Origin of the sequence: Pseudomonas sp. GCEP-101, assembly GCF_025133575.1 — a bacterium.
Lineage (GTDB): Bacteria > Pseudomonadota > Gammaproteobacteria > Pseudomonadales > Pseudomonadaceae > Pseudomonas > Pseudomonas nitroreducens_B.
Window position 1 is genome coordinate 271,337 of the sequence record NZ_CP104011.1, and the last position, 21,489, is coordinate 292,825.

At 67.1% G+C, this 21,489-nt stretch carries 15 protein-coding genes; 11 read left to right on the forward strand and 4 right to left on the reverse strand.

Annotation, left to right across the window (positions count from 1 at the left end):
- Positions 1-8 precede the first annotated feature (8 nt).
- Positions 9-2,678 carry a family 20 glycosylhydrolase gene (locus N0B71_RS01230; RefSeq protein ID WP_259756717.1) on the forward strand — a complete coding sequence of 890 codons (2,670 nt, stop codon included), beginning with the start codon at positions 9-11 and terminating at the stop codon, positions 2,676-2,678.
- Positions 2,679-3,047: 369 nt separating this feature from the next.
- Here N0B71_RS01230 and N0B71_RS01235 read toward each other — a convergent pair whose 3' ends face one another.
- Positions 3,048-3,713 carry a hypothetical protein gene (locus tag N0B71_RS01235; RefSeq protein WP_259756719.1) on the reverse strand — a complete coding sequence of 222 codons (666 nt, stop codon included), beginning with the start codon at positions 3,711-3,713 and terminating at the stop codon, positions 3,048-3,050.
- Positions 3,714-3,970: 257 nt separating this feature from the next.
- On the opposite strand from N0B71_RS01235, the gene N0B71_RS01240 reads away from it, so the two are divergent.
- Positions 3,971-6,049: an O-linked N-acetylglucosamine transferase, SPINDLY family protein gene (locus N0B71_RS01240; RefSeq protein WP_259756721.1), complete on the forward strand. Its 2,079-nt coding sequence runs from the start codon at positions 3,971-3,973 to the stop codon at positions 6,047-6,049.
- Between the two features lie 51 nt (positions 6,050-6,100).
- Complete coding sequence (locus N0B71_RS01245; RefSeq protein WP_259756723.1) at positions 6,101-8,086, forward strand: O-linked N-acetylglucosamine transferase, SPINDLY family protein; 1,986 nt, start codon at positions 6,101-6,103, stop codon at positions 8,084-8,086.
- 82 nt (positions 8,087-8,168) lie between these two features.
- Here N0B71_RS01245 and eco read toward each other — a convergent pair whose 3' ends face one another.
- From eco to N0B71_RS01260, 3 genes are all read right to left on the reverse strand, one after another.
- A complete protein-coding gene (eco, locus tag N0B71_RS01250; protein WP_259756725.1) occupies positions 8,169-8,651 on the reverse strand; it encodes a serine protease inhibitor ecotin in 483 nt (160 codons plus the stop codon).
- Positions 8,652-8,760: 109 nt separating this feature from the next.
- On the reverse strand, positions 8,761-9,480 hold the full coding sequence (locus tag N0B71_RS01255) for a tellurite resistance TerB family protein (protein WP_259756727.1): 720 nt from the start codon (positions 9,478-9,480) through the stop codon (positions 8,761-8,763).
- Between the two features lie 112 nt (positions 9,481-9,592).
- Positions 9,593-10,306, reverse strand: coding sequence for a tellurite resistance TerB family protein (locus tag N0B71_RS01260; RefSeq protein ID WP_259756728.1), 714 nt, complete (start codon positions 10,304-10,306; stop codon positions 9,593-9,595).
- Positions 10,307-10,555: 249 nt separating this feature from the next.
- On the opposite strand from N0B71_RS01260, the gene N0B71_RS01265 reads away from it, so the two are divergent.
- The 8 genes from N0B71_RS01265 to N0B71_RS01300 all read left to right on the forward strand — a co-directional run bounded on the left by N0B71_RS01265 (position 10,556) and on the right by N0B71_RS01300 (position 21,443).
- Positions 10,556-11,467, forward strand: a complete 912-nt coding sequence (locus N0B71_RS01265; protein WP_259756729.1) for a LysR family transcriptional regulator — start codon at positions 10,556-10,558, stop codon at positions 11,465-11,467.
- A 297-nt stretch (positions 11,468-11,764) separates the two neighbouring features.
- A complete protein-coding gene (locus N0B71_RS01270; RefSeq protein WP_442964643.1) occupies positions 11,765-13,219 on the forward strand; it encodes a gamma-aminobutyraldehyde dehydrogenase in 1,455 nt (484 codons plus the stop codon).
- Between the two features lie 257 nt (positions 13,220-13,476).
- On the forward strand, positions 13,477-14,622 hold the full coding sequence (gene ydcS, locus N0B71_RS01275) for a putative ABC transporter substrate-binding protein YdcS (RefSeq protein WP_259756733.1): 1,146 nt from the start codon (positions 13,477-13,479) through the stop codon (positions 14,620-14,622).
- Positions 14,623-14,821: 199 nt separating this feature from the next.
- Complete coding sequence (locus N0B71_RS01280; protein ID WP_259756735.1) at positions 14,822-15,850, forward strand: ABC transporter ATP-binding protein; 1,029 nt, start codon at positions 14,822-14,824, stop codon at positions 15,848-15,850.
- Position 15,851: 1 nt separating this feature from the next.
- Positions 15,852-16,802 (forward strand): ABC transporter permease, encoded by a 951-nt coding sequence (locus tag N0B71_RS01285; RefSeq protein ID WP_259756738.1) that lies wholly within the window; start codon positions 15,852-15,854, stop codon positions 16,800-16,802.
- The gene (locus N0B71_RS01290; RefSeq protein WP_054908253.1) at positions 16,792-17,613 is read left to right on the forward strand and encodes an ABC transporter permease; all 822 of its coding nucleotides are present in this window, start codon (positions 16,792-16,794) and stop codon (positions 17,611-17,613) included. The genes N0B71_RS01285 and N0B71_RS01290 overlap by 11 nt, the downstream gene beginning before the upstream one ends.
- A 252-nt stretch (positions 17,614-17,865) precedes the next feature.
- The gene (locus tag N0B71_RS01295; RefSeq protein WP_259756741.1) at positions 17,866-19,290 is read left to right on the forward strand and encodes a gamma-aminobutyraldehyde dehydrogenase; all 1,425 of its coding nucleotides are present in this window, start codon (positions 17,866-17,868) and stop codon (positions 19,288-19,290) included.
- Between the two features lie 290 nt (positions 19,291-19,580).
- A complete protein-coding gene (locus tag N0B71_RS01300; RefSeq protein ID WP_259756743.1) occupies positions 19,581-21,443 on the forward strand; it encodes an NAD(P)-binding protein in 1,863 nt (620 codons plus the stop codon).
- The last annotated feature ends 46 nt before the right edge of the window (positions 21,444-21,489 follow it).

The following is a 21,489-nucleotide window of genomic DNA, read 5'->3' on the forward strand; positions in this document are numbered from 1 at the left end:
AACAGCTGATGATCCGCTTGAACCGAACCACCCTGGCCGTCGCCGTCACGCTGGGCATGCTGGCGTTCGCCGGTGCCAGCCAGGCGCAGCAGAGCACCGTCGACCAACTGAGCCGCCTGAAGGTCCAGGTCACGGTGAAGGACAACCACGCCGCCGACCACGGCGTCGATTGCGCGGCGCTGGGCGCCGACTGGGCCTCGTGCAACCGGTGGAGCATCAGCCTGACCAGCGCCAGCGCGATCACCGACAAGGACTGGGCGATCTATTTCCACAACCCGCGCCAGGTGCTGAAAACCCTGAACGACCAGTTCAAGGTGACGTTCATCACCGGCGACCTGCACAAGATCGAACCCACGGAAAAATTCACCGGTTTCAAGGCCGGCCAGCCCGTGGAGATTCCCCTGATCGGTGAATACTGGCAGCTGTTCGAAAGCGACATCATGCCGCGCTGGTATGCCACCGCGGCGGATGCCCAGCCCAGAGTCATCGCCAGCACCGACACCGAAGACCTGCGCCGCTTCGTCACGCCGTTCAGCGGTGACCTGTTCAAGCGCACGGCGAACGACCACAACGTGCTGATGCTGCCCAACAGCCGTTTCGAGAAGAACGCCGACCTGGCCGTGCTGCCGGCAAGCGCACTGCGCGGGCAGATCGTGCCGACCCCGCGGCAGGTGAAGATTCTCGCCCGGGACGTCGACCTCAGCGCCGGCGTGAACCTTGAGCTCGGCGCACTCGATGCGGACAGCGCCGAGGCGGTGCAGCAACGCTTCGCCCTGCTGGGCGTGAAGCCGTCCGCCAGCGGCTACCCGATCCGCACCGCCGTCGCCGCCGCCAGCTTCAAGGGCCCGCAGGCGGTGAGCGGCGCCTACCAGCTGTTCATCGGCGCCAAGGGCGCGCAGGTCCGCGGTTACGACCAGGCCGGCGTGTTCTATGGCCTGCAATCGATCCTCTCGCTACTGCCTGCCGACGGCAGCGCAAGGATCGCCACGCTGGAGGCGCAGGACGCTCCGCGCTTCGCCTATCGCGGCATCCACCTGGACGTCGGGCGCAACTTCCACAGCAAGGCCGCCATCGAGCGACTGCTCGACCAGATGGCGGCCTACAAGCTGAACAAATTTCACTTCCACCTCACCGACGACGAGGGCTGGCGCCTGGAGATTCCCGGCCTGCCGGAACTGACCGACGTCGGCGCCAAGCGCTGCCACGACCTCACCGAGAAGACCTGCCTGCTGCCGCAACTGGGCTCCGGGCCCAACGCCGACAACAACGGCAGCGGCTACCTGACCCGCGCCGAGTACATCGACCTCCTCCGGTACGCCAAGGCCCGGCAGATCGAGGTGATCCCGGAAATCGACATGCCGGCCCACACCCGCGCTGCGATCATCTCCATGGAGGCGCGCCACGAGCGGTTGCTCAAGGCCGGCGACGAGCAAGGCGCCAACGAATTCCGCCTGCTCGACCCGACCGACACCTCCAACACCACCTCGGTGCAGTTCTACGACCGCCGCAGCTACCTCAACCCCTGCCTGGAGTCTTCCCGACGCTTCGTCGACAAGGTCATCGGCGAAGTCGCCCGCATGCACGCCGAGGCCGGCCAGCCGCTGCGCACCTGGCACTTCGGCGGCGACGAGGCGAAGAACATCCGCCTCGGCCCGGGCTATCAGGACCAGAACGGCACGCTCGAGGCGGGCAAGGGCATCATCGACCAGAGCCGCGAGGACAAGCCCTGGGCCAGGTCCCAGGCCTGCCAGGCGCTGATCGCCAAGGGTGAGGTCGCGGACCTCGGGCACCTGCCCAGCCACTTCGCCATCGAGGTCAGCCAACTGGTCAAGCGCCACGGCATCGACGGCATGCAGGCCTGGCAGGACGGCCTGAAAGACGCGAAGAACGCCCAGGCCTTCGCCACCCGACGCGTCGCCGTGAACTTCTGGGACACCCTCTACTGGGGCGGTTTCAACACCGCCAGCGACTGGGCGAACAAGGGCTACGAGGTGATCATCTCCAACCCCGACTACGTCTACCTGGACTTCCCCAGCGAAGTGAACCCGCAGGAAAACGGCTACTACTGGGGCACCCGCTACAGCGACGAACGCAAGGTCTTCAGCTTCGCTCCGGACAACCTGCCGCAGAACGCCGAAACCTCCGTGGACCGCGACGGCAACCCGTTCACCGCCAAGGGCGACAAGCCCTGGCCGGGCGCGTACGGCCTGTCCGCCCAGCTGTGGAGCGAAACCACACGCACCGACGCGATGATGGAGTACAAGCTCTATCCGCGCCTGCTCAGCGTCGCCGAGCGCGCCTGGCACCGCGCCGGTTGGGAGCAGAGCTACCAGGCCGGGCGCGAGTACAGCGGTGGCCAGACCCATTGGGTGGACACCCAGGCCTTGCAGGCGGACTGGCTGCGCTTCGCCAACCTCCTGGGCCAGCGCGAACTGGCCAAGCTGGACAAGGCCGGCATCGGCTACCGCCTGCCGGTACCGGGCGCGAAGGTGAAGGCCGGCACGTTGGAGGCCAACAGCGCCCTGCCGGGCCAGGGCATCGAATACACCACCGATGCCGGCCAGCACTGGCAGCGCTATGACCTGAACGCGAAGCCGACGGTGGCGGGCACGGTGCAGGTACGCTCGGTCAGCCCGGACGGCCAGCGCCACAGCCGCGAGGAGGCGGTGGCGAACTGACGCGCGCGCCCTGGGCCCAGGCTGCGGGGCATTTTGCCGGGGCGTCCCAGCTCCCCTGTAGGAGCGCGCCATGCGCGCGATTACGGACGAAGTCCACTTGTACGTGAAATATCGTACCGAGGCCTTCCTTCTCCCCCGCCCTGGCTACGCGCCCCGCTCCGAAGGGAGAGGGAGCCGCGCGTGCCGGCTGATGCCGCTATTTCAGCCCCTACCCGATCCAGTCCCCTCTCCCTTCAGGGAGAGGGTTAGCCCCAGGCACGGACGTTCAGACAAATACAGTTGCTCCGTCCCACACCTCCCCCAAACGAGCACAAAACAAAACGCCCCGCATCAAGCGGGGCGTTTCCTCCATCCAGTAAGCAAGCCGCCTCACGCCGCCGCTTTCACCTGGCTGGCCGCCTGTCCGGCCGACTGCAGGATGTGCGGGTGATCGTCCAGGTAAGCCTTGATGCGCTTGGCGCTGCGCAGATCGCCCCAGGCCTTGCCGACCCAGCCCGCCAGCACGACGGAGAACAGGAACGCCAGCGCCCCGAGCAGGAAGCCGTAGAACGGCAACTTGACGATCAGCGCCGCCCACACCAACGCCCCACTCAACGGCAAGGCGACGCTGATGACCAGGGCACAGATGGCCTCGATCTCCTCCGGCCTGCCGATCTCTATGCGTGGGCACGGCCAGATCGGCGACACCTTCAGGTACCTCGCCACGCTGCGCACCTCCTTGCGTTCCCACAGCCCCAGGCGGAACAGGCGCATCAGCGCCACCATCTGCTGCGGGTTGGCGCTGATGCCCGAGGCGGTACGAAACTTCTCCAGCGCCAGTTCGCTGTCCAGGTAGGTCGCCAGCTCGCCGGTGGTCCGTGCGTCGTCGCGCATCTGCGCCAGCGCCTTTAGCCGCCCGCGGGAAAACGCCCCCGGCCGCACCTCCGGCGTCCGCCACAGGTACACCACCGCCTTGATCAGGGCAGCCGCGATCGTCACGAAGGCCGATAAGCCTGCCAGCCCGGTAAACAGTAAATCCAACCAATCGGCCGCCATGTCCGCGCCTCCTACAACCCGAAAGGCGGCACCGTGCCACGCCGCCCCGCGGGCTCTCCAGAGTCAGGACAGGAGTTGGGAAAGCTCCTGAGCGGTTTCGGAAATGACGGACAAACCAGGCCGATTTCCTTTGGCCCAGAAGTGAAGCCTGAGCCACGGACCAAGACAAGAACACTCCTACATCCACACCAGAAGTATCTCTGCCCCCCTCTGACAAAATGCCTCTTCTTGCCCCGGCAGCACTTAGATATTTCGACATGAAGCGATCCTCCCGAACCCCGCCCGCGCGACCGATTCATCAGCGTCAGGGCACTCTCGTCCAGGCCACGTTTGCCCAGGTGACGGCGCTGTATCAGAGCAACCAGTACGCGCAGGCGCTGGAGCTGTGCCGTACGAAGCTGCTGAAGCTGGCGCCGAAGCATCCGGGCGGGCTGCTCTATGCGGGGGTGATCTGCTACCTGAACAACGATCTGGCGGAGTCGGAGCGCTACCTGAGGGCAGCGGCTACGGCCGGCAATAGCTTCGATGCCTATACCAACCTGGGGCTGACGCTGGCAGCCATGCATCGTCTGCCGGAGGCCGAGGACGCCTACCGCCGAGCGGTGGCGCTGAATCCCCGGGCAGCACAGGCCTGGAACAACCTGGGCAATATCCTCAAGAACAGCTTCAGGCCCGAGCGTCGGCTCGAAGCGCTGGAGTGCTACCGGCGCGCCATTGCGGCCAAGCCGAACTACGCCAACGCCTACAACAACCTGGGGCACGCACTCGATGCGATCCAGGGCGACAAGGTCGGTGCGGAAGAAAACTTCCGCGCGGCCATCGCGCATGACCACTCGTTCCTCCAGGCCATCCTCAACCTCGCGGACATCCTGGAACGAACCGGCCGGCCCGAGGAGGCCCTGGCACGACTGCGCCAGGCCCTCGCCCTGCAACCGGGCAACATCCAGCTGCTTGGGCGCACCATCAGCCTGCGCCGAACGCTGGCCGATTGGGACGCTACCCAGGGGCCGTCGATCGAGGACTTCCTCGCGGCCCTGCCGTCACGCACCTCCTCCGAATTCCAACCCCTGAGCCTGCTCGCCTGGCCGGAAATCGACGCCGCCCTGCAACGCCAGCTGGCGGGCGAATTCGGCCGCACGCGCTGGGCCGCACAGTTGGCTGCCGAGCCCTTGGTACCCCGCGTCGCCACCGCACAGGACGGCCCGCTGCGGATCGGCTATCTCTCCGCCGACTTCCGCAACCACCCCGTGGCCCATCTGGTCACGCAGGTCATTGCCGCCCATGATCGCCAACGCTGCGAGGCGTTTCTCTATGCCTATGGGCCGGAGGTGGAAGACGAGGAGCGGCGCCAGCTGATGCAGGCCGCCGACCGCTTCACCGTCATCAGCCGCATGGATGACCTGGAGGCGGCGCAGCTCATCCGCGACGACCAGATCGACATCCTCGTCGACCTGACCGGCTACACCACCCACGCCCGTCCCGGCATCTGCGCCCTGCGTCCGGCACCGGTGATCGCCTCGTGGATCGGCTACATCGGCACGCTGGGTGAGCCGCGCCTGGCCGACTACCTCATCGGCGACGCCATCGCCACGCCGGTTGCGCACGCCGGACAATTCAGCGAGGCGCTGGCGCTGATGCCGCAATGCTTCCAGCCCAACTGCCCGCTGACACCGCTGGCACCGCCGCCCGCACCTGCCGAGGAGCGGCTGCCGGAGGGCGCCATCGTGTTCTGCAGTTTCAACCAGGTATTCAAGATGACGCCGCAGCTGTGGGACGACTGGTGCGACATCCTCCGCGAGGTGCCCAATGGTGTGCTCTGGCTGGCGCCCGGTTCATCGGAACTGATCCGCAACAACCTGTTGAAGGAAACGCAGAAACGCGGCATTGCGCCGGAGCGGGTCGTCTTCGCCGAACGCAAGCCGCTGGCCGAGCATCGCGCACGCCTGGCCCTGGCCGACATCGCGCTGGACACCCACCCCTACAACTCCGGCGCCACCGCGAGCGACACCCTGCGCGCCGGCGTTCCGCTGGTCACCTACCTGGGCGAGACCTTCGTCAGCCGCATGGCGGGCAGCCTGCTGCATGCGCTGGAGATGCCGGAACTCTGCGCCGCCAGCCGCGCGGACTACGTGCAGCTCGCCATCGCACTGGCCCACGACGCACCAAGGCGCAGTGCGATACGCCAACGGCTGAGTGAAAAGCTGAGCACCTCGATTCTCTACCAGCCGCAGCGATTCGCCGCGCAGCTGGAGCAGCTGTATCGCGCCATGCACGCACAGTCCGTGGCCGGCCAACGCGGCCTCATCGATCTGTCCCAACCCGTCACGTCCGCCTGACAGCCCCGCAAGCCCCGCGCCGGAAACCTTGCCGCCACCTTCGGAGCCCCCATGCGCCAGCCATCGCCCGCCAAGTCTCTGCCCTCCATCCTCGCGGCGCTTCAAGGGGGCGATGCGGCGCGCGGCGAAGCCCTGGCGCGACAAGCCCTGCGGATAACGCCCCGCAATGCCGACGTGCTGCACCTGTGCGGTGTCGCGTGCATCCGCCAAGGCAAGGCCGGCCAAGGGCGGGAGTTGATTCAGCGAGCCTTGGGCATCCGCAAGGACGCAACCTTCTACCTGAACCTGTCAGTGGCCGAGCAGGCGCTGGGCGATCGTGCCGCGGAGGAGGCTGCCCTGCGCCACTGCCTGCGCCTGCAACCGGGCAACGCGCAGGCTGCCAACAACCTGGCGACCATTCTCATCGACGGTCGCCGTTTCGCGGAAGCGGAAACGCTCTGCCGCCAGGCCATCGCCAGCAACCCCGGCTACCTGTTCGCCTACATGAACCTCGGCGTCCTGCTGCGCGAGGTGGGCAACAGTCAGGCCGCGCTGCCGTTGCTCGAACAGGCACTGGCACAGCAGCCGGACCACACCGGCCTGCAACGGGAGCTGGCCAGGGTACTGGAAGCCCAGAAGCGCCACGCCGAAGCCGCCCACTGGTTCGCCAAGGCGCGCCGCTGGAGCGACCTGCAATTCATCCTGCGCACACTGGGTCGCTGGTCGCAACTGGCCGATGTCGACGCAGCACTGCTGAACCAACTGGGGACGCCCGCGCAACCCGACATCACCCCGTGGGGGCTGATCAACCTGCCCGGCCTCTCGCCCGAACAACACCGCGACGCAGGCCGGCGCTACGCCGAGGCCAACTGGCCCCGCGCCCTGGCCGCGCCGCCCCTGGCCGGCGAGCCGGCAGCGGGCGAGCGTTTGCGCATCGGCTACCTGTCCAGCGACTTCTACGCCCACGCCACGCTGCACCTGATGATGGGCGTGCTGGAGGCCCACGACCGGGCCAAGGTGGAGGTTCACCTGTTCGACTACAGCCCGTCCCGCGAGGACTACTTCACCCGCCGCCTGGCCGCCACCGGCCTGCCGCGTCACGACCTGCGCGAGCTGTCCGACGAGGCGGCGGCGCAGCTGATCGCCGAGCAGCGCGTGCACATCCTGGTGGACCTCAAGGGCTACACCACCGGCGCCCGCCAGGGCATCACCGCCCTGCGCCCGGCGCCGGTGATCGTCAACTGGCTGGGCTACCCGGGCAGCCTCGGCCACCCGCGGCTGGCCGATTACCTGATCGGCGACCCGACGGTGACGCCCGCCGAACATGCCGGGCACTTCAGCGAGACGCTGGCGTGGATGCCGCACAGCTACCAGCCCAACGACCGCGACCGCCCGCTGGAGGCAAGCGTCAGTCGCGCCGAAGCGGGGCTGCCGGAGAAGGGCGTGGTGTTCTGCAGCTTCAACCAGTTGCTCAAGCTCAACCCGAGCGAGTTCGACCTCTGGTGCCGCCTGCTGCGCGAGGTGCCGGGCAGCGTGCTCTGGCTGCTGCAGCCCGAGGCGCAGGAAGCCTGCGACAACCTGCGGCGAGAGGCCGTGGCGCGCGGCGTCGATGCCGCGCGGCTGGTGTTCGCCCCGCGCCTGAAGCAGGACGAGCACCTGGCGCGGCTGGCCCTGGCCGACCTGGCGCTGGACAGTTTCCCCTGCACCTCGCACACCACCGCCAGCGATGCGCTATGGGTGGGCGTGCCACTGCTGACCCGGTTGGGCGAGACCTTTACCAGCCGCGTGGCGGGCAGCCTGCTCAGGGCACACGGCTTCGACGAACTGGTGGCGACCGATGCGCAGGACTATTTCGAGCGGCTGAAGGCGCTGGCGCTGGACGATGCTAAACGCCATGCGCTGCGCCGGCGGCTGGGCGCGGGGCGCATGACATCGCCGCTGTTCGACACGGCGCGCTTCACCGTCGATCTGGAAGCCCTGTATCGGGCGATCTGGGCGCACCATGGCGCGAACCCCGACGACCGCGCACCGGTAGTGGTTGCGGCGCCATCCCTGTAGGAGCGAGCTTGCTCGCGAACCCGCCCAGCGTCGGCCTTGCCGACGGATCGCGGGCATGGCCCGCTCCTACAGGGAGGGCAGGTTATTCGGCGCGAGCGTGTTCGACCTTGTCCGAGGCCGACCAGAGGCGGTAGCGGACTTCGACATCCTTCGGCGCATAGATCACGATCGGCAGCTTGCTGTTGTAGCGCAGCACGAAGCCCTCGCCGACCACCGGGACGAAGTCCTGGCGGGTCTTGCCATCGGGGCAGGCCATCAGGGTGCTGGCCGGGCCGCTGACCTTGTCCAGGCGGTAGTAGGAGTAGCCCCAGCCTTCCAGGGTCTTCTCTTCCAGGGTGCCGCCCAGGCGCTGACGGTTGCAGTCGACGGTCAGCGTCTTGCCGGCGAGGATCTCGACCTTGAAGTTCTCTTCCTGCGCCTGCTGGGGCAGATGGATGACCTGGCGCACGAAGCCGTCTTCGGCCTTGGGATAGGGCGCGACGTCTTCCAGTTTGGCGGCGTTGGCCAGGGTGGCGGTGGCGCTGAGCAGCAGCGCGGTGGGGACGATGAAACGTACGAACGGCATGAAGCCTCCTTGCAGAAATGAACAACGAACGCCCCGCACGGGTGCGTTCGTCCGAGCGCTCTGACCGTCAGATTGTACGAATGCTCCTAAGGCCCCGCGCTGAGTTGTATCAAGCTACTTCGCCGCCGGCCTTGGCCTGCTGTTCCAGGTGGGCCTGGAGTTCCGGGGCAAGGCCGAGATGATAGGCGAGTTCGTCCAGGTAGGTGCGCTCCGCCCCCTGCTGGTCGTCCACCAGCATCACACTGACCAGGTACATCTCGGCGGCCACCGCCGGATCGCCCTGGGCGGACTCGGCGACCTCCGCGGCGTCCAGCGGCTTGCGCACCTCGGCGTCGAGCCAGTCCTGCAGCTCCGGTTCGTCGGTGTGGCGGGCGATTTCCCCCTGGATGGCGGTCTTTTCCTTCTCATCGATACGACCGTCGGCCTTGGCGGCGGCGATCATGGCACGCAGGATCCCATGGCTGTGGGCTTCGGCGTCCGGGCCGGAGAGCTGATCCACGGTGGTCAGCGACGGCTGCTGCGAGGGATTGGCGTTCTGCTGGCGTTGCCAGTTCTGGTAGGCCTGGAAGGCCATCATCCCCAGCGAGGCCAGCATCGCGTAGTTGACGCCGCCGCTGCGTCCCTGGGGCGCGCCGCCCCGGCTGGAGCCGCCGCCGAGCATGCTGCCCAGTACGTCGCCCAGGCCACCGCTGGCGCCGCCGGAGGCTCCGCCGAGCAAGCCGCCCAGCAATCCACCGAGACCACCCAGGCCTCCTGCACCGCCGCCCTGTTGCGTCTGGGCGCCCTGCCCGGCGCGCAGCAGTTGTTCCAGTAGGTCCGCCGTGTTCATCAGATGTCCCTCGCTAACACCGGTGTGCGTTGGGCAACGATAGCCCCGCCACACCGATGCGCCAGCGCCGTTCGCCGGGCCGGGCGAACGGCGTGCGACGACCGCCGCGAGGTCAGGCGGGGACCGCGTCCAGGGCCTTCTGCGCCTGGGCTTCCAGTTCGACCTTGAGACCAGCGTCGAGGCTCAGCTGGCGGGCCAGCTCGTCAAGGTAGGCGCGCTCCATGTAGCTGGTCTCGTCGACCATCAACAGGCTGGCCAGGTACATCTCGGCGGCCATTTCCGCGCTGGTGGCGGCGCGGGCGACGTCGGCCGGGTCCAGCGGCTTGGCCAGCTCGCGGTCGAGCCAGCCCTGCAATTCGAGGTCGCCGGTGAGCTTGGCGATTTCGCCGTCGATCAGCTGGCGTTCGCGATCATCGATATGGCCGTCGGCCTTGGCGGCTGCGACGATGGCACGGAGGATGGCGTGGCTGTGCTGCTCGGCCTGCGCCGGGGGCAGCCGGTCGACGGTCTGCGGCTCGCCGCGCGGGGCGCTGGCCTGCTTCTGCTGCCAGTTGCCGTAGGCCTTGTAGGCGAGCACGCCAAGCGCCGCGAGACCGCCGTAGGTGACGACCTTGCCGCCCATCTTGCGCGCCTTCTTGCTGCCCAGCAGCAGGCCCAGCGCGCCCGCCGCGAGGGCGCCGCCACCGGCGCCGGAGAGCAGGCTGCCCAGGTCCAGGCCGGCACTTTTACTGGATTGCTGGCCGCTCTCCTGCCGGGCAACGCCCTTGTTCTGCAGGAGGTCCTGGCCGGATCTGAGGAGTTGGTCGAGCAGGCCGCGCGTGTTCATGGCGATCTCCACTGTCTATCGAAAAAGGTGGATTCCGACTCTAGCCCGACGCGCCCGCCAGACGCAGCAACAGTGTGCTTCCGGATATTGCGGGCTCGTGTCGGCGTGTCCGCAGGGCAAACAGGCCGCTTTCATTCGATTTAAAAGAATGCTCCTATAGATTTTCGATAATCAATAATGAAAAGCGCCCTGCCCGCTCTAGACAGCGGCTCCGAGCGCTCCACCGACTTCGCAAGCGGTCCACCGCCCATGATGACGCTCCGCCAGATACGCCATTTCATCGCCGTCGCCGAGACCGGCTCGATCTCCGCTGCCGCCCAGGCGGTGTTCATTTCCCAGTCCACCCTGACCCTCGCCATCCAGCAGCTGGAGGAGGAGATCGGCGTGCGCCTGTTCGACCGCCACGCCAAGGGCATGACCCTGACCCACCAGGGCCACCAGTTCCTGCGCCAGGCGCACCTGATCCTGGCCACGGTGGAGAACGCCAAGCGCAGCCTGCAGCAGAGCACCGACCAGGTGGCCGGCAGCCTGACCATCGGCGTGACCAGCCTGGTGGCGGGCTACTACCTGGCGGACCTGATCAACCGTTTCCAGCGCGCCTACCCCAACGTGCAGACCCGCGTGGTGGAGGACGAGCGCCCGTACATCGAGCACCTGCTGGTGAGCGGCGAGATCGACGTCGGCGTGCTGATCCTCTCCAACCTGGAAGACCGCCACGCCCTGCAGACCGAAGTGCTGACCCATTCGCCCCACCGCCTCTGGCTGCCGGCGCAGCACCCCTTGCTGGAGCGCGACAGCATCGCCCTGGCGGATGTGGCCGGCGAGCCGTTGATCCAGCTGAACGCCGACGAAATGGGCCTGCACACCCAGCGCATCTGGTCCCGCGCGGGGCTGGTGCCGCAGGTGACGCTGCGCACGGCGTCGGTGGAGGCGGTGCGAAGCCTGGTGGCGGCGGGCCTGGGCTTGTCGATCCAGCCGGACATGACCTACCGCCCCTGGTCGCTGGAGGGCGACATCATCGAGGCGCGGCCGCTGGTCGACCTCTCCGAGCCCTTGGACGTGGGGCTGGCCTGGCGCCGCGGCACCGCGCGGCCGCCGCTGGTAGACCCGTTCCTCACCGTGGCCCGCGAGCAGCCCAACGCGAAGAAGCTGTCGATCTGAGGAGATCCCAACGACTCCGAGTCATCGTAGGACGCATAACCGTTTGCGGTTATCCGCCGGCAATACTCGGAGCGGCGCCGATGGCGGATAACGCTGCCGCGTTATGCGCCTTACGGGTTCGGTGCAGCAGAGCCCGCCATTCGATTTAATCGAATGCCACTTTCAGTAATTAGAATTTGTCGACCCCACGCCCGGACTCTAGTCTCTGCCCTCATGCAAGGGCCAGCTCCGGGACCGCCCCACCGGAGCACGCACATGGCCACTGAAAACAAGACAGATAAACGACGAGCTTCCAAGATGACCGGCGCAACCCTGCATACCGCCTTGCTGATCGACGGCCAACTGGTCGCCGGCGAAGGCATCGCCGAGCCGATCATCAACCCGACCACGGGCGAAACCCTCATCAGCATCGCCGACGGCTCCCTGGATCAGGTCGAGCAGGCCATCGCTGCCGCGCACCGCGCCTTCCCCGCCTGGGCCCGCACCACGCCCGCCCAGCGCGCCACCGCCCTGCTCGCCATCGCCGACGCCATCGACAAGCGCGCCAATGACCTCGCCCAGCTGGAATCGCTGAACTGCGGCAAGCCGTTGCACCTGGCCCGCCAGGACGACATCCCGGCCACCGCCGACGTGTTCCGTTTCTTCGCCGGCGCCGTGCGCTGCCAGCAGGGCCAGCTCGCCGGCGAATACGTGCCCGGCCACACCAGCATGGTGCGCCGCGACCCGGTGGGCGTGGTCGCCTCGATTGCGCCGTGGAACTACCCGCTGATGATGGCCGCGTGGAAGATCGCCCCTGCCCTGGCCGCCGGCAACACCCTGGTGTTCAAGCCGTCCGAGCACACGCCGCTGAGCATCCTGGCGCTGGCCCCGGCGCTGGCGGAAATCCTGCCCGCCGGCGTGATCAACATCGTCTGCGGCGGCGGCGAAGGCGTCGGCAGCCATCTGGTCAGCCACCCGAAGGTACGCATGGTGTCCCTGACCGGCGACATCGTCACCGGGCAGAAGATTCTCCAGGCCGCCGCGCGCACCTTGAAGCGCACCCACCTGGAACTGGGCGGCAAGGCGCCGGTGATCGTCTGCAACGACGCCGACCTCGAGGCCGTGGTCCAGGGCGTGCGCACGCACGGTTACTACAACGCCGGCCAGGACTGCACCGCCGCCTGCCGCATCTACGCGCAGGCCGGCATCCATGACCGCCTCGTCGCCGAACTGGGCGATGCTGTGGCCAGCATCCGCTTCGCCCGCAAGCGCGACGCCGACAATGAGATCAGTCCGCTGATCAGCGCCCGCCAGCGTGACCGCGTGGCCAGCTTCGTCGAGCGCGCCCTCGGCCAGCCGCACATCGAGCGCGTCACCGGCGCCGCCGTGCATTCGGGCCCCGGCTTCTATTACCAGCCGACCCTGCTGGCCGGCTGCAAGCAGCAGGACGAGATCGTCCAGCGCGAGGTGTTCGGCCCGGTGGTTACCGTGACCCGCTTCGACCAGCTGGAACAGGCGGTGGATTGGGCCAATGACTCCGAATACGGCCTGGCCTCCTCGGTGTGGACGCAGAACCTGGACAAGGCCTTCCAGATCGCCAACCGCCTGCAGTACGGCTGCACCTGGATCAACACCCATTTCATGCTCGCCAGCGAGATGCCCCATGGCGGGCTCAAGCGCTCGGGCTACGGCAAGGACCTGTCCAGCGACTCGCTGCAGGACTACAGCGTGGTGCGCCACATCATGGCGCGCCACGGCCAGCAACTGGATTGAACCATCCGGCGGGGTCACCCGCCGGCACATAAGAAGAAGCCCTGCATCAGGGCGTGTGAAAACGTAGCGAGCGACGGTCAGGCAAGGCGAAGTCGCTCCGGGAAAGCGGAGTTTATGCCCATAAATGAGCATTTCCCGGAGTGGCTTCAACGCAGCCTGGCGCGCGCAGCCCGCAGTAGTTTTCTCACGTCCTGAAGGGCTGTTGCTCGATTGACCCTGCCCCACCAATAGAGACAACAACGAGAGGGAGACACCCGATGCGCAAGACCGCACTGCTCAGTGCCATCACCACCGCCCTGCTGGCCAGCGCCGGCGTCCAGGCCGCCGAGGCCCTGAAGGAAGTCGGCAAGGGCGAAGGCCGCCTGGACATCATCGCCTGGCCCGGCTACATCGAGCGCGGCCAGTCCGACAAGAACTACGACTGGGTGACCCAGTTCGAGAAGGACACCGGCTGCCAGGTCAACGTGAAGACCGCCGCCACCTCCGACGAGATGGTCAGCCTGATGGCCAAGGGCGGCTACGACCTGGTCACCGCTTCGGGCGACGCCTCCCTGCGCCTGATCTACGGCAAGCGCGTGCAGCCGATCGACCCGTCGTTGATCCCCAACTGGAAGAACATCGACCCGCGCCTGAAGGACGCCGCCTGGTACGTGGTCAACGGCAAGACCTACGGCGCGCCGTACCAGTGGGGCCCGAACCTGCTGATGTACAACACCAAGGTCTTCCCCACCGCGCCGGACAGCTGGAAGGTCGTCTTCGAAGCCCAGAACCTGCCCGACGGCAAGTCGAACAAGGGCCGCGTGCAGGCCTACGACGGCCCGATCTACGTCGCCGACGCCGCGCTGTACCTGAAGGCCACCCAGCCGGAACTGGGCATCACCGACCCGTACCAGCTCGACGAGAAGCAGTACGCGGCCGTGGTCGAACTGCTGCGCAAGCAGCATGACCTGATCCACCGCTACTGGCACGACACCACCGTGCAGATGAGCGACTTCAAGAACGAAGGCGTCGCCGCATCCAGCGCCTGGCCGTACCAGGCCAACGCCCTGAAGGCCGAAGGTCAGCCGATCGCCACGGTGTTCCCGAAAGAAGGCGTCACCGGCTGGGCCGACACCACCATGCTGCACGCCGAAGCCCAGCATCCGAGCTGCGCCTACAAGTGGCTGAACTGGTCGCTGGAGCCCAAGGTCCAGGGCGACGTGGCCGCCTGGTTCGGCTCGGTACCGGCAGCACCCGCCGGCTGCAAGGCCAGCGCCCTGCTCGGCGACGAAGGCTGCGCCACCAACGGCTACAACCAGTTCGACAAGATCGCGTTCTGGAAGACCCCGGTGGCCGAGGGCGGCAAGTTCGTCCCGTACAGCCGCTGGACCCAGGACTATATCGGGATCATGGGCGGCCGCTAAGCCGCTGAAGGTTCGCGAGCAAGCTCGCTCCTACGAAAAGCTGCACTCCCTGTAGGAGCGAGCTTGCTCGCGAACCCGCCCCGTGCGGACCGCCTCCCGGCGAACCACGGCATCCATCCGATCGCATCGATTCACCCGTATCTCAGATTCACGGGCAGGGCGCCCCTACGCCGGATTCCTGCCCCTTGGAGCGTGCACCATGACCACTCCCGCTGTTCAATTCACCCAGGTCTCCCGCCAGTTCGGCGACGTCAAGGCCGTTGACCGGGTGTCCATCGACATCAAGGACGGCGAGTTCTTCTCCATGCTCGGCCCCTCGGGTTCGGGCAAGACCACCTGCCTGCGCCTGATCGCCGGCTTCGAGCAACCCAGCGCAGGCTCCATCCGCATCCATGGCGAGGAGGCCGCGGGCCTGCCGCCTTACCAGCGCGACGTCAACACGGTGTTCCAGGACTACGCGCTGTTCCCGCACATGAGCGTGCTGGAAAACGTCGCCTATGGCCTGAAGGTGAAAGGCGTCGGCAAGGCCGAACGCTTGAAGCGCGCCGAAGAAGCCCTCTCCATGGTCGCCCTGGGCGGCTACGGCGTGCGCAAGCCGGTGCAACTGTCCGGTGGCCAGCGCCAGCGCGTGGCACTGGCCCGCGCCCTGGTGAACCGCCCGCGCGTACTGCTGCTGGACGAACCCCTCGGCGCGCTGGACCTCAAGCTGCGCGAGCAGATGCAAAGCGAGCTGAAGAAGCTGCAGCGCCAGCTGGGCATCACCTTCATCTTCGTCACCCACGACCAGAGCGAAGCGCTGTCCATGTCCGACCGCGTGGCCGTGTTCAACAAGGGCCGCATCGAGCAGGTCGACACCCCGCGCAACCTCTACATGAAGCCGGCCACGCCGTTCGTGGCGGAATTCGTCGGCACCTCCAACGTGCTGCGCGGCGACATCGCCCAGAACCTCACCGGCAACGCCCAGCCCTTCTCCATCCGCCCCGAGCACATCCGCTTCGCCACTGGCGAGCGCAACGCCTCGGACATCGAGATCAGCGGCCTGCTGCACGACATCCAGTACCAGGGCGCGGCGACCCGCTACGAGATCCGTCTCGACAACGGCCAGAACCTCTGCCTCAGCCAGGCCAACAGCCAGTGGGCCGACATCGACCACGCCCACCAGCCGGGCCAGCGCGTGACCGCTCGCTGGGCGCGCGAGGCGATGGTGGTGCTGCACGAGGGCGCGTGACATGGAACTGACGATGAATGCTCCGGTGCCGCAGGCCAGCGGTGGCCCGCTGCGCCGCCTGTGCAACCTGCTCTACCGCAAGCCGACGCTGTACCTCTCGCTGCTGCTGGTGCCGCCGCTGCTGTGGTTCGGCGCGATCTACCTCGGCTCGCTGCTGACGCTGCTGTGGCAGGGTTTCTACACCTTCGACGACTTCACCATGACGGTGACGCCGGAGCTGACCTGGGCGAACTTCGGCTCGCTGCTCAGTGGCTCCAACTTCGACATCATCCAGCGCACCGTGCTGATGGCGGTCGCAGTGTCCATCGCCAGCGGCGCGGTGGCCTTCCCCATCGCCTACTACATGGCGCGCTACACCACCGGCAAGACCAAGGCGTTCTTCTACATCGCCGTGATGATGCCGATGTGGGCCAGCTACATCGTCAAGGCCTACGCCTGGACCCTGCTGCTGGCCAAGGGCGGCGTGGCCATGTGGTTCGTCCAGCACCTGGGCCTGGAGCCTGTGCTGAACCTGCTGCTGGGTATTCCCGGCGTGGGTGGCAACACCCTGTCCACCTCCAGCTTCGGGCGCTTCCTGGTGTTCGTGTACATCTGGCTGCCGTTCATGATCCTGCCGATCCAGGCGTCCCTGGAGCGCCTGCCGCCGTCGCTGCTGCAAGCCTCGGCCGACCTCGGCGCGCACCCGCGGCAGACCTTCCTGCAGGTGATCCTGCCGCTGTCGATCCCCGGCATCGCCGCCGGGTCGATCTTCACCTTCAGCCTGACCCTGGGCGACTTCATCGTGCCGCAGCTGGTGGGCCCGCCGGGCTACTTCATCGGCAGCATGGTCTACGCCCAGCAGGGCGCGATCGGCAACATGCCGATGGCCGCCGCCTTCACCCTGGTGCCCATCGTGCTGATCGCGGTCTATCTCTCCATCGTCAAACGCTTAGGAGCCTTCGATGCACTCTGACTCTTCATCTCAAGGGCAGGCTTCCTGGGGTCTGAAAGCAGCCGCCTGGGGCGGGTTGGTGTTCCTGCACTTCCCCATCCTGATCATCTTCCTGTACGCCTTCAATACCGAGGACGCGGCCTTCAGCTTCCCGCCCAAGGGCTTCACCCTGCACTGGTTCAGCGTCGCCTTCGCGCGCCAGGACGTGCTCGAAGCCATCGAGCTGTCGGTGAAGATCGCCAGCGTCGCCACGCTGATCGCCATGCTCCTGGGCACCCTGGCCGCGGCCGCGCTGTACCGCCGCGACTTCTTCGGCAAGGAAGGCATCTCGCTGATGCTGATCCTGCCGATCGCCCTGCCCGGCATCATCACCGGCATCGCGTTGCTCTCAGCGTTCAAGACCCTCGGCATCGAGCCGGGCTTCCTGACCATCGTCATCGGCCACGCCACCTTCTGCGTGGTGATCGTCTACAACAACGTGATTGCGCGCTTCCGCCGCACTTCGCACAGCCTCATCGAAGCCTCGATGGACCTGGGCGCCGACGGTTGGCAGACCTTCCGCTACGTGATCCTGCCGAACCTCGGCTCGGCGCTGCTGGCCGGCGGCATGCTGGCGTTCGCGCTGTCCTTCGACGAGATCATCGTCACCACTTTCACCGCCGGCCATGAACGCACCCTGCCGATCTGGCTGCTCAACCAGCTGGGCCGCCCGCGCGACGTGCCGGTGACCAACGTGGTGGCGATGCTGGTGATGATCGTGACCATGCTGCCGATCCTCGGCGCCTACTACCTGACCAAGGGTGGCGAAGGCGTGGCGGGGAGCGGCAAGTAACGTGGGTGCCGTGCGCCCCTCACCCTGGCCCTCTCCCGAGGGAGAGGGGACTGTCCGGTGCAGGAGGAAACCAGGGTTTCGGCCGGCACGAATAGCTCCCTCTCCCTCTGGGAGAGGGCTGGGGTGAGGGAAACCCGCGGCACCGATATCAACAGAACCCCTCAGGCCCGCCGGCCATGACAACCGGCAGGCCCTTAACAAGAAACACCCCAACCGAATTTGCACCACGTTCCTGACCAAGAGGACTCAACCATGCAAACCAACCTGCTGATCAACGGCCAACTGGTCGCTGGCGAAGGCGAGAAGCTCGCCGTCCTGAACCCCTCCCTGGGCACCACCCTGGTGGAGATCGCCGAGGCCACCCCGGCCCAGGTCGACGCTGCCGTGCTGGCCGCCGACGCCGCCTTCGACAGCTGGTCGCAGACTGCGCCCAAAGACCGCTCCCTGCTCCTGCTGGCACTGGCCGACGCCATCGACGCCAACGCCGAGGAGCTGGCCCGCCTGGAATCCAACAACTGCGGCAAGCCCTACTCCGCCGCGCTGAACGACGAACTGCCGGCGGTGGCCGACGTGTTCCGCTTCTTCGCAGGCGCCTGCCGGGTGATGCAAGGCTCCGCCGCCGGCGAATACCTGCCGGGCCACACCTCGATGATCCGCCGCGACCCGGTGGGCGTGGTCGCCTCCATCGCACCGTGGAACTACCCGCTGATGATGGTCGCGTGGAAACTCGGCCCGGCCCTGGCCGCCGGCAACACCGTGGTGCTCAAGCCCTCCGAGCAGACCCCGCTGACCGCCCTGCGCCTGGCCGAACTGATGGCCGGCATCTTCCCCGCCGGCGTGGTCAACCTGGTGTTCGGCCGTGGCCCGAGCGTCGGCGAGCCGCTGACCACCCACCCCAAAGTGCGCATGGTCTCCCTGACCGGCTCGGTCGCCACCGGTAGCCGCATCATCGCCGGCACCGCCGACACCGTGAAGCGCATGCACATGGAACTGGGCGGCAAGGCCCCGGTGCTGATCTTCGACGACGCCGACATCGACGCCGCCGTGGAAGGCATCCGCACCTTCGGCTTCTACAACGCTGGGCAAGACTGCACCGCCGCCTGCCGCATCTACGCGCAGAAGGGCATCTACGCCAAGTTCGTGCAGAAGCTCGGCGAAGCGGTCGCCAGCATCCAGTACGGCGAGCAGGACGACCCGAACACCGAGCTGGGCCCGGTCATCACCGAGCAGCACCTGGAGCGCGTCATCGGCTTCGTCGAGCGCGCCCGCCAGGTGCCGCACATCGAAGTAGTCACCGGCGGCAAGCGTGCCGACCGTCCGGGCTTCTTCTTCGAGCCGACCGTGCTCGCCGGCGCCCGCCAGGACGACGAAGTGGTCCGTCGCGAAATCTTCGGCCCGGTGGTCTCGGTCACCGAGTTCGAGGACGAAGCGCAGGCGCTGGCCTGGGCGAACGACTCCGACTACGGCCTGGCCTCCTCGGTGTGGACCAGCGACATCGGCCGCGCCCATCGCCTGTCCGCCCGCCTGCAGTACGGCTGCACCTGGGTCAACACGCACTTCATGCTGACCACCGAGATGCCCCACGGCGGCATGAAGCTGTCGGGCTACGGCAAGGACATGTCGATGTACGGCCTGGAAGATTACACAGCCATCCGCCACGTCATGATCAAACACTGATTGGTGATACGGCCTGCTGCGCGTCGGCGGAGCTGCGTTGGAAGGTGGTTCGTGCCCAGTCATTTACTACTCGTAAACTCCTGGGCCCGAACCACCTTCCGCCTTGCTGCGCTCTAGCTCGCTAGGCCCAGTAGTTCAGTGAAAAGCATCCGCCGGACCGAGGTCCGGTGGTCCTGCGGCACCCGCTCGACCGGGACCGCCGCGCGGCCACGCATGCCGCAGCCCCTTCCGGAGGGAAGGGTAAAACCAGGACAGCCCTGCCCCGGGCCATCACCTTGCAAGGACTTCCCATGACCATCACCCGCCGCGACTTCCTCAACGGCGTTGCCCTCACCATCGGCGCGGGCCTCACCCCGCTGCAACTGCTCCAGGCGGCCCCCTCCGGCCGCTACTATCCGCCCGCCCTCACCGGCCTGCGCGGCAGCCATCCCGGCGCGTTCGAGGTCGCGCACCAGATGGGCTGGGAGAAGAAGGTGTTCGACACCGATGGCCTGAAGATCGAGGAGCAGTACGACCTGGTGGTGGTCGGCGGCGGCATCAGCGGACTGTCCGCGGCGTGGTTCTATCGGCAGAAGCACCCCAAGGCGCGCGTGCTGATCCTCGAGAACCACGACGACTTCGGCGGCCACGCCAAGCGCAACGAATTCCAGGCCGGCGGCCGGATGATCCTCGGCTACGGCGGCAGCGAAGCCTTCCAGTCGCCCAAGCACCTGTACAGCGACACGGTGAATACGCTGCTCAAGCAGCTCAACGTCGACGTGGACCGTTTCCAGACTGCCTTCGACCGCGACTTCTACCCGAACCTGGGCCTGTCCCGCGGCGTGTTCTTCGACAAGGCCGGCTTCGGCGAAGCGAAGCTGGTGTCCGGCGACCCGACGCCGATGGTGGCCGACGACATCGCCCCGGAAAAACTCAACGCCCGCAGCTGGCGCGCTTTCATCGCCGACTTCCCGCTGCCCGAGGCCGACCGCCAGGCGCTGATCGACCTGCACGAGGCGCCGAAGGATTACCTCGCCGGCAAGACCCGCGAGGAGAAGCAAGCGCACCTGACCAAGACCAGCTACCAGGACTTCCTGCGCAAGGACGTGGGCCTGAGCGAAGCCGCCACCCGCTACTTCCTCAGCCGCACCAACGACTTCTCGGCGCTGAGCATCGACGCCGTCTCCGCCGACTCGGCCTATTCCGTCGGCTTCCCCGGTTTCGCCGGCATGGACCTTGCGCCCATCAGCGAGGAAGCCAAGGCCGAGATGGAAGAGCCGTACATCTACCACTTCCCCGACGGCAACGCCTCGCTGGCGCGCCTGCTGGTGCGTGGCCTGATTCCGGGCGTGGCGAAGGGCAAGGACATGAACGACATCGTCCTGGCCACCTTCGACTATTCGAAGCTGGACCAGCAAAAGAACGCCGTGCGCCTGCGCCTGAACAGCACTGCCGTGAGCGTGAAGAACCGCGACGGCGGCGTGGACGTCGGCTACAGCCGCGCCGGCGCCCTGCACCGTGTGCGCGCAAAACACTGCGTGCTGGCCTGCTACAACATGATCATCCCCTACCTCCTGCGCGACCTTTCCGCCGAGCAGAGCCACGCCCTGGCGCAGAACGTGAAGTTCCCGCTGGTGTACACCAAGGTGGTGATCCGCAACTGGCAGAGCTTCATGAAGCTGGGCGTACACGAGATCTACGCACCAAGCCAGCCCTACAGCCGCGTGAAGCTGGACTACCCGGTGGACATCGGCGGCTACAGCCACCCGCGCGACCCGAACCAGCCAATCGGCCTGCACATGGTCTACGTGCCCACCAGCCCGAACAGCGGCATGGACGCGCGCACCCAGGCCCGCGTCGGGCGCGGCAAGCTCTACGCGATGAGCTTCGAGCAGATGGAATCGCAGATCCGCGACCAACTGCAGGCGATGCTCGGCCCGGCCGGCTTCGACCATCAGAAGGACATCCAGGCGATCACCATCAACCGCTGGTCGCACGGCTATTCGTACTTCTCCAACAGCCTCTTCGATGAGGAAGAGGAGAGCGAAAAACTGAAGAACCTGGCGCGCACCAAAGTCGGCAACGTCACCATCGCCAACTCCGACGCCGCCTGGGACGCCTACGCCCACGCGGCCATCGACGAGGCCTGGCGCGCGGTGGGTGAACTGTCCTGAGGAACCCGGCGCCATGCCTGAGCGTGGCGCCACATTGAACGGCCGT

Bases quoted from the DNA above. Each gene is read 5' to 3' on its own strand.
- N0B71_RS01230 (WP_259756717.1), top strand. From the start codon at position 9: ATGATCCGCTTGAACCGAACCACCCTGGCCGTCGCCGTCACGCTGGGC.
- N0B71_RS01235 (WP_259756719.1), bottom strand. From the start codon at position 3,713: ATGGCGGCCGATTGGTTGGATTTACTGTTTACCGGGCTGGCAGGCTTA.
- N0B71_RS01240 (WP_259756721.1), top strand. From the start codon at position 3,971: ATGAAGCGATCCTCCCGAACCCCGCCCGCGCGACCGATTCATCAGCGT.
- N0B71_RS01245 (WP_259756723.1), top strand. From the start codon at position 6,101: ATGCGCCAGCCATCGCCCGCCAAGTCTCTGCCCTCCATCCTCGCGGCG.
- eco (WP_259756725.1), bottom strand. From the start codon at position 8,651: ATGCCGTTCGTACGTTTCATCGTCCCCACCGCGCTGCTGCTCAGCGCC.
- N0B71_RS01255 (WP_259756727.1), bottom strand. From the start codon at position 9,480: ATGAACACGGCGGACCTACTGGAACAACTGCTGCGCGCCGGGCAGGGC.
- N0B71_RS01260 (WP_259756728.1), bottom strand. From the start codon at position 10,306: ATGAACACGCGCGGCCTGCTCGACCAACTCCTCAGATCCGGCCAGGAC.
- N0B71_RS01265 (WP_259756729.1), top strand. From the start codon at position 10,556: ATGATGACGCTCCGCCAGATACGCCATTTCATCGCCGTCGCCGAGACC.
- N0B71_RS01270 (WP_442964643.1), top strand. From the start codon at position 11,765: ATGACCGGCGCAACCCTGCATACCGCCTTGCTGATCGACGGCCAACTG.
- ydcS (WP_259756733.1), top strand. From the start codon at position 13,477: ATGCGCAAGACCGCACTGCTCAGTGCCATCACCACCGCCCTGCTGGCC.
- N0B71_RS01280 (WP_259756735.1), top strand. From the start codon at position 14,822: ATGACCACTCCCGCTGTTCAATTCACCCAGGTCTCCCGCCAGTTCGGC.
- N0B71_RS01285 (WP_259756738.1), top strand. From the start codon at position 15,852: ATGGAACTGACGATGAATGCTCCGGTGCCGCAGGCCAGCGGTGGCCCG.
- N0B71_RS01290 (WP_054908253.1), top strand. From the start codon at position 16,792: ATGCACTCTGACTCTTCATCTCAAGGGCAGGCTTCCTGGGGTCTGAAA.
- N0B71_RS01295 (WP_259756741.1), top strand. From the start codon at position 17,866: ATGCAAACCAACCTGCTGATCAACGGCCAACTGGTCGCTGGCGAAGGC.
- N0B71_RS01300 (WP_259756743.1), top strand. From the start codon at position 19,581: ATGACCATCACCCGCCGCGACTTCCTCAACGGCGTTGCCCTCACCATC.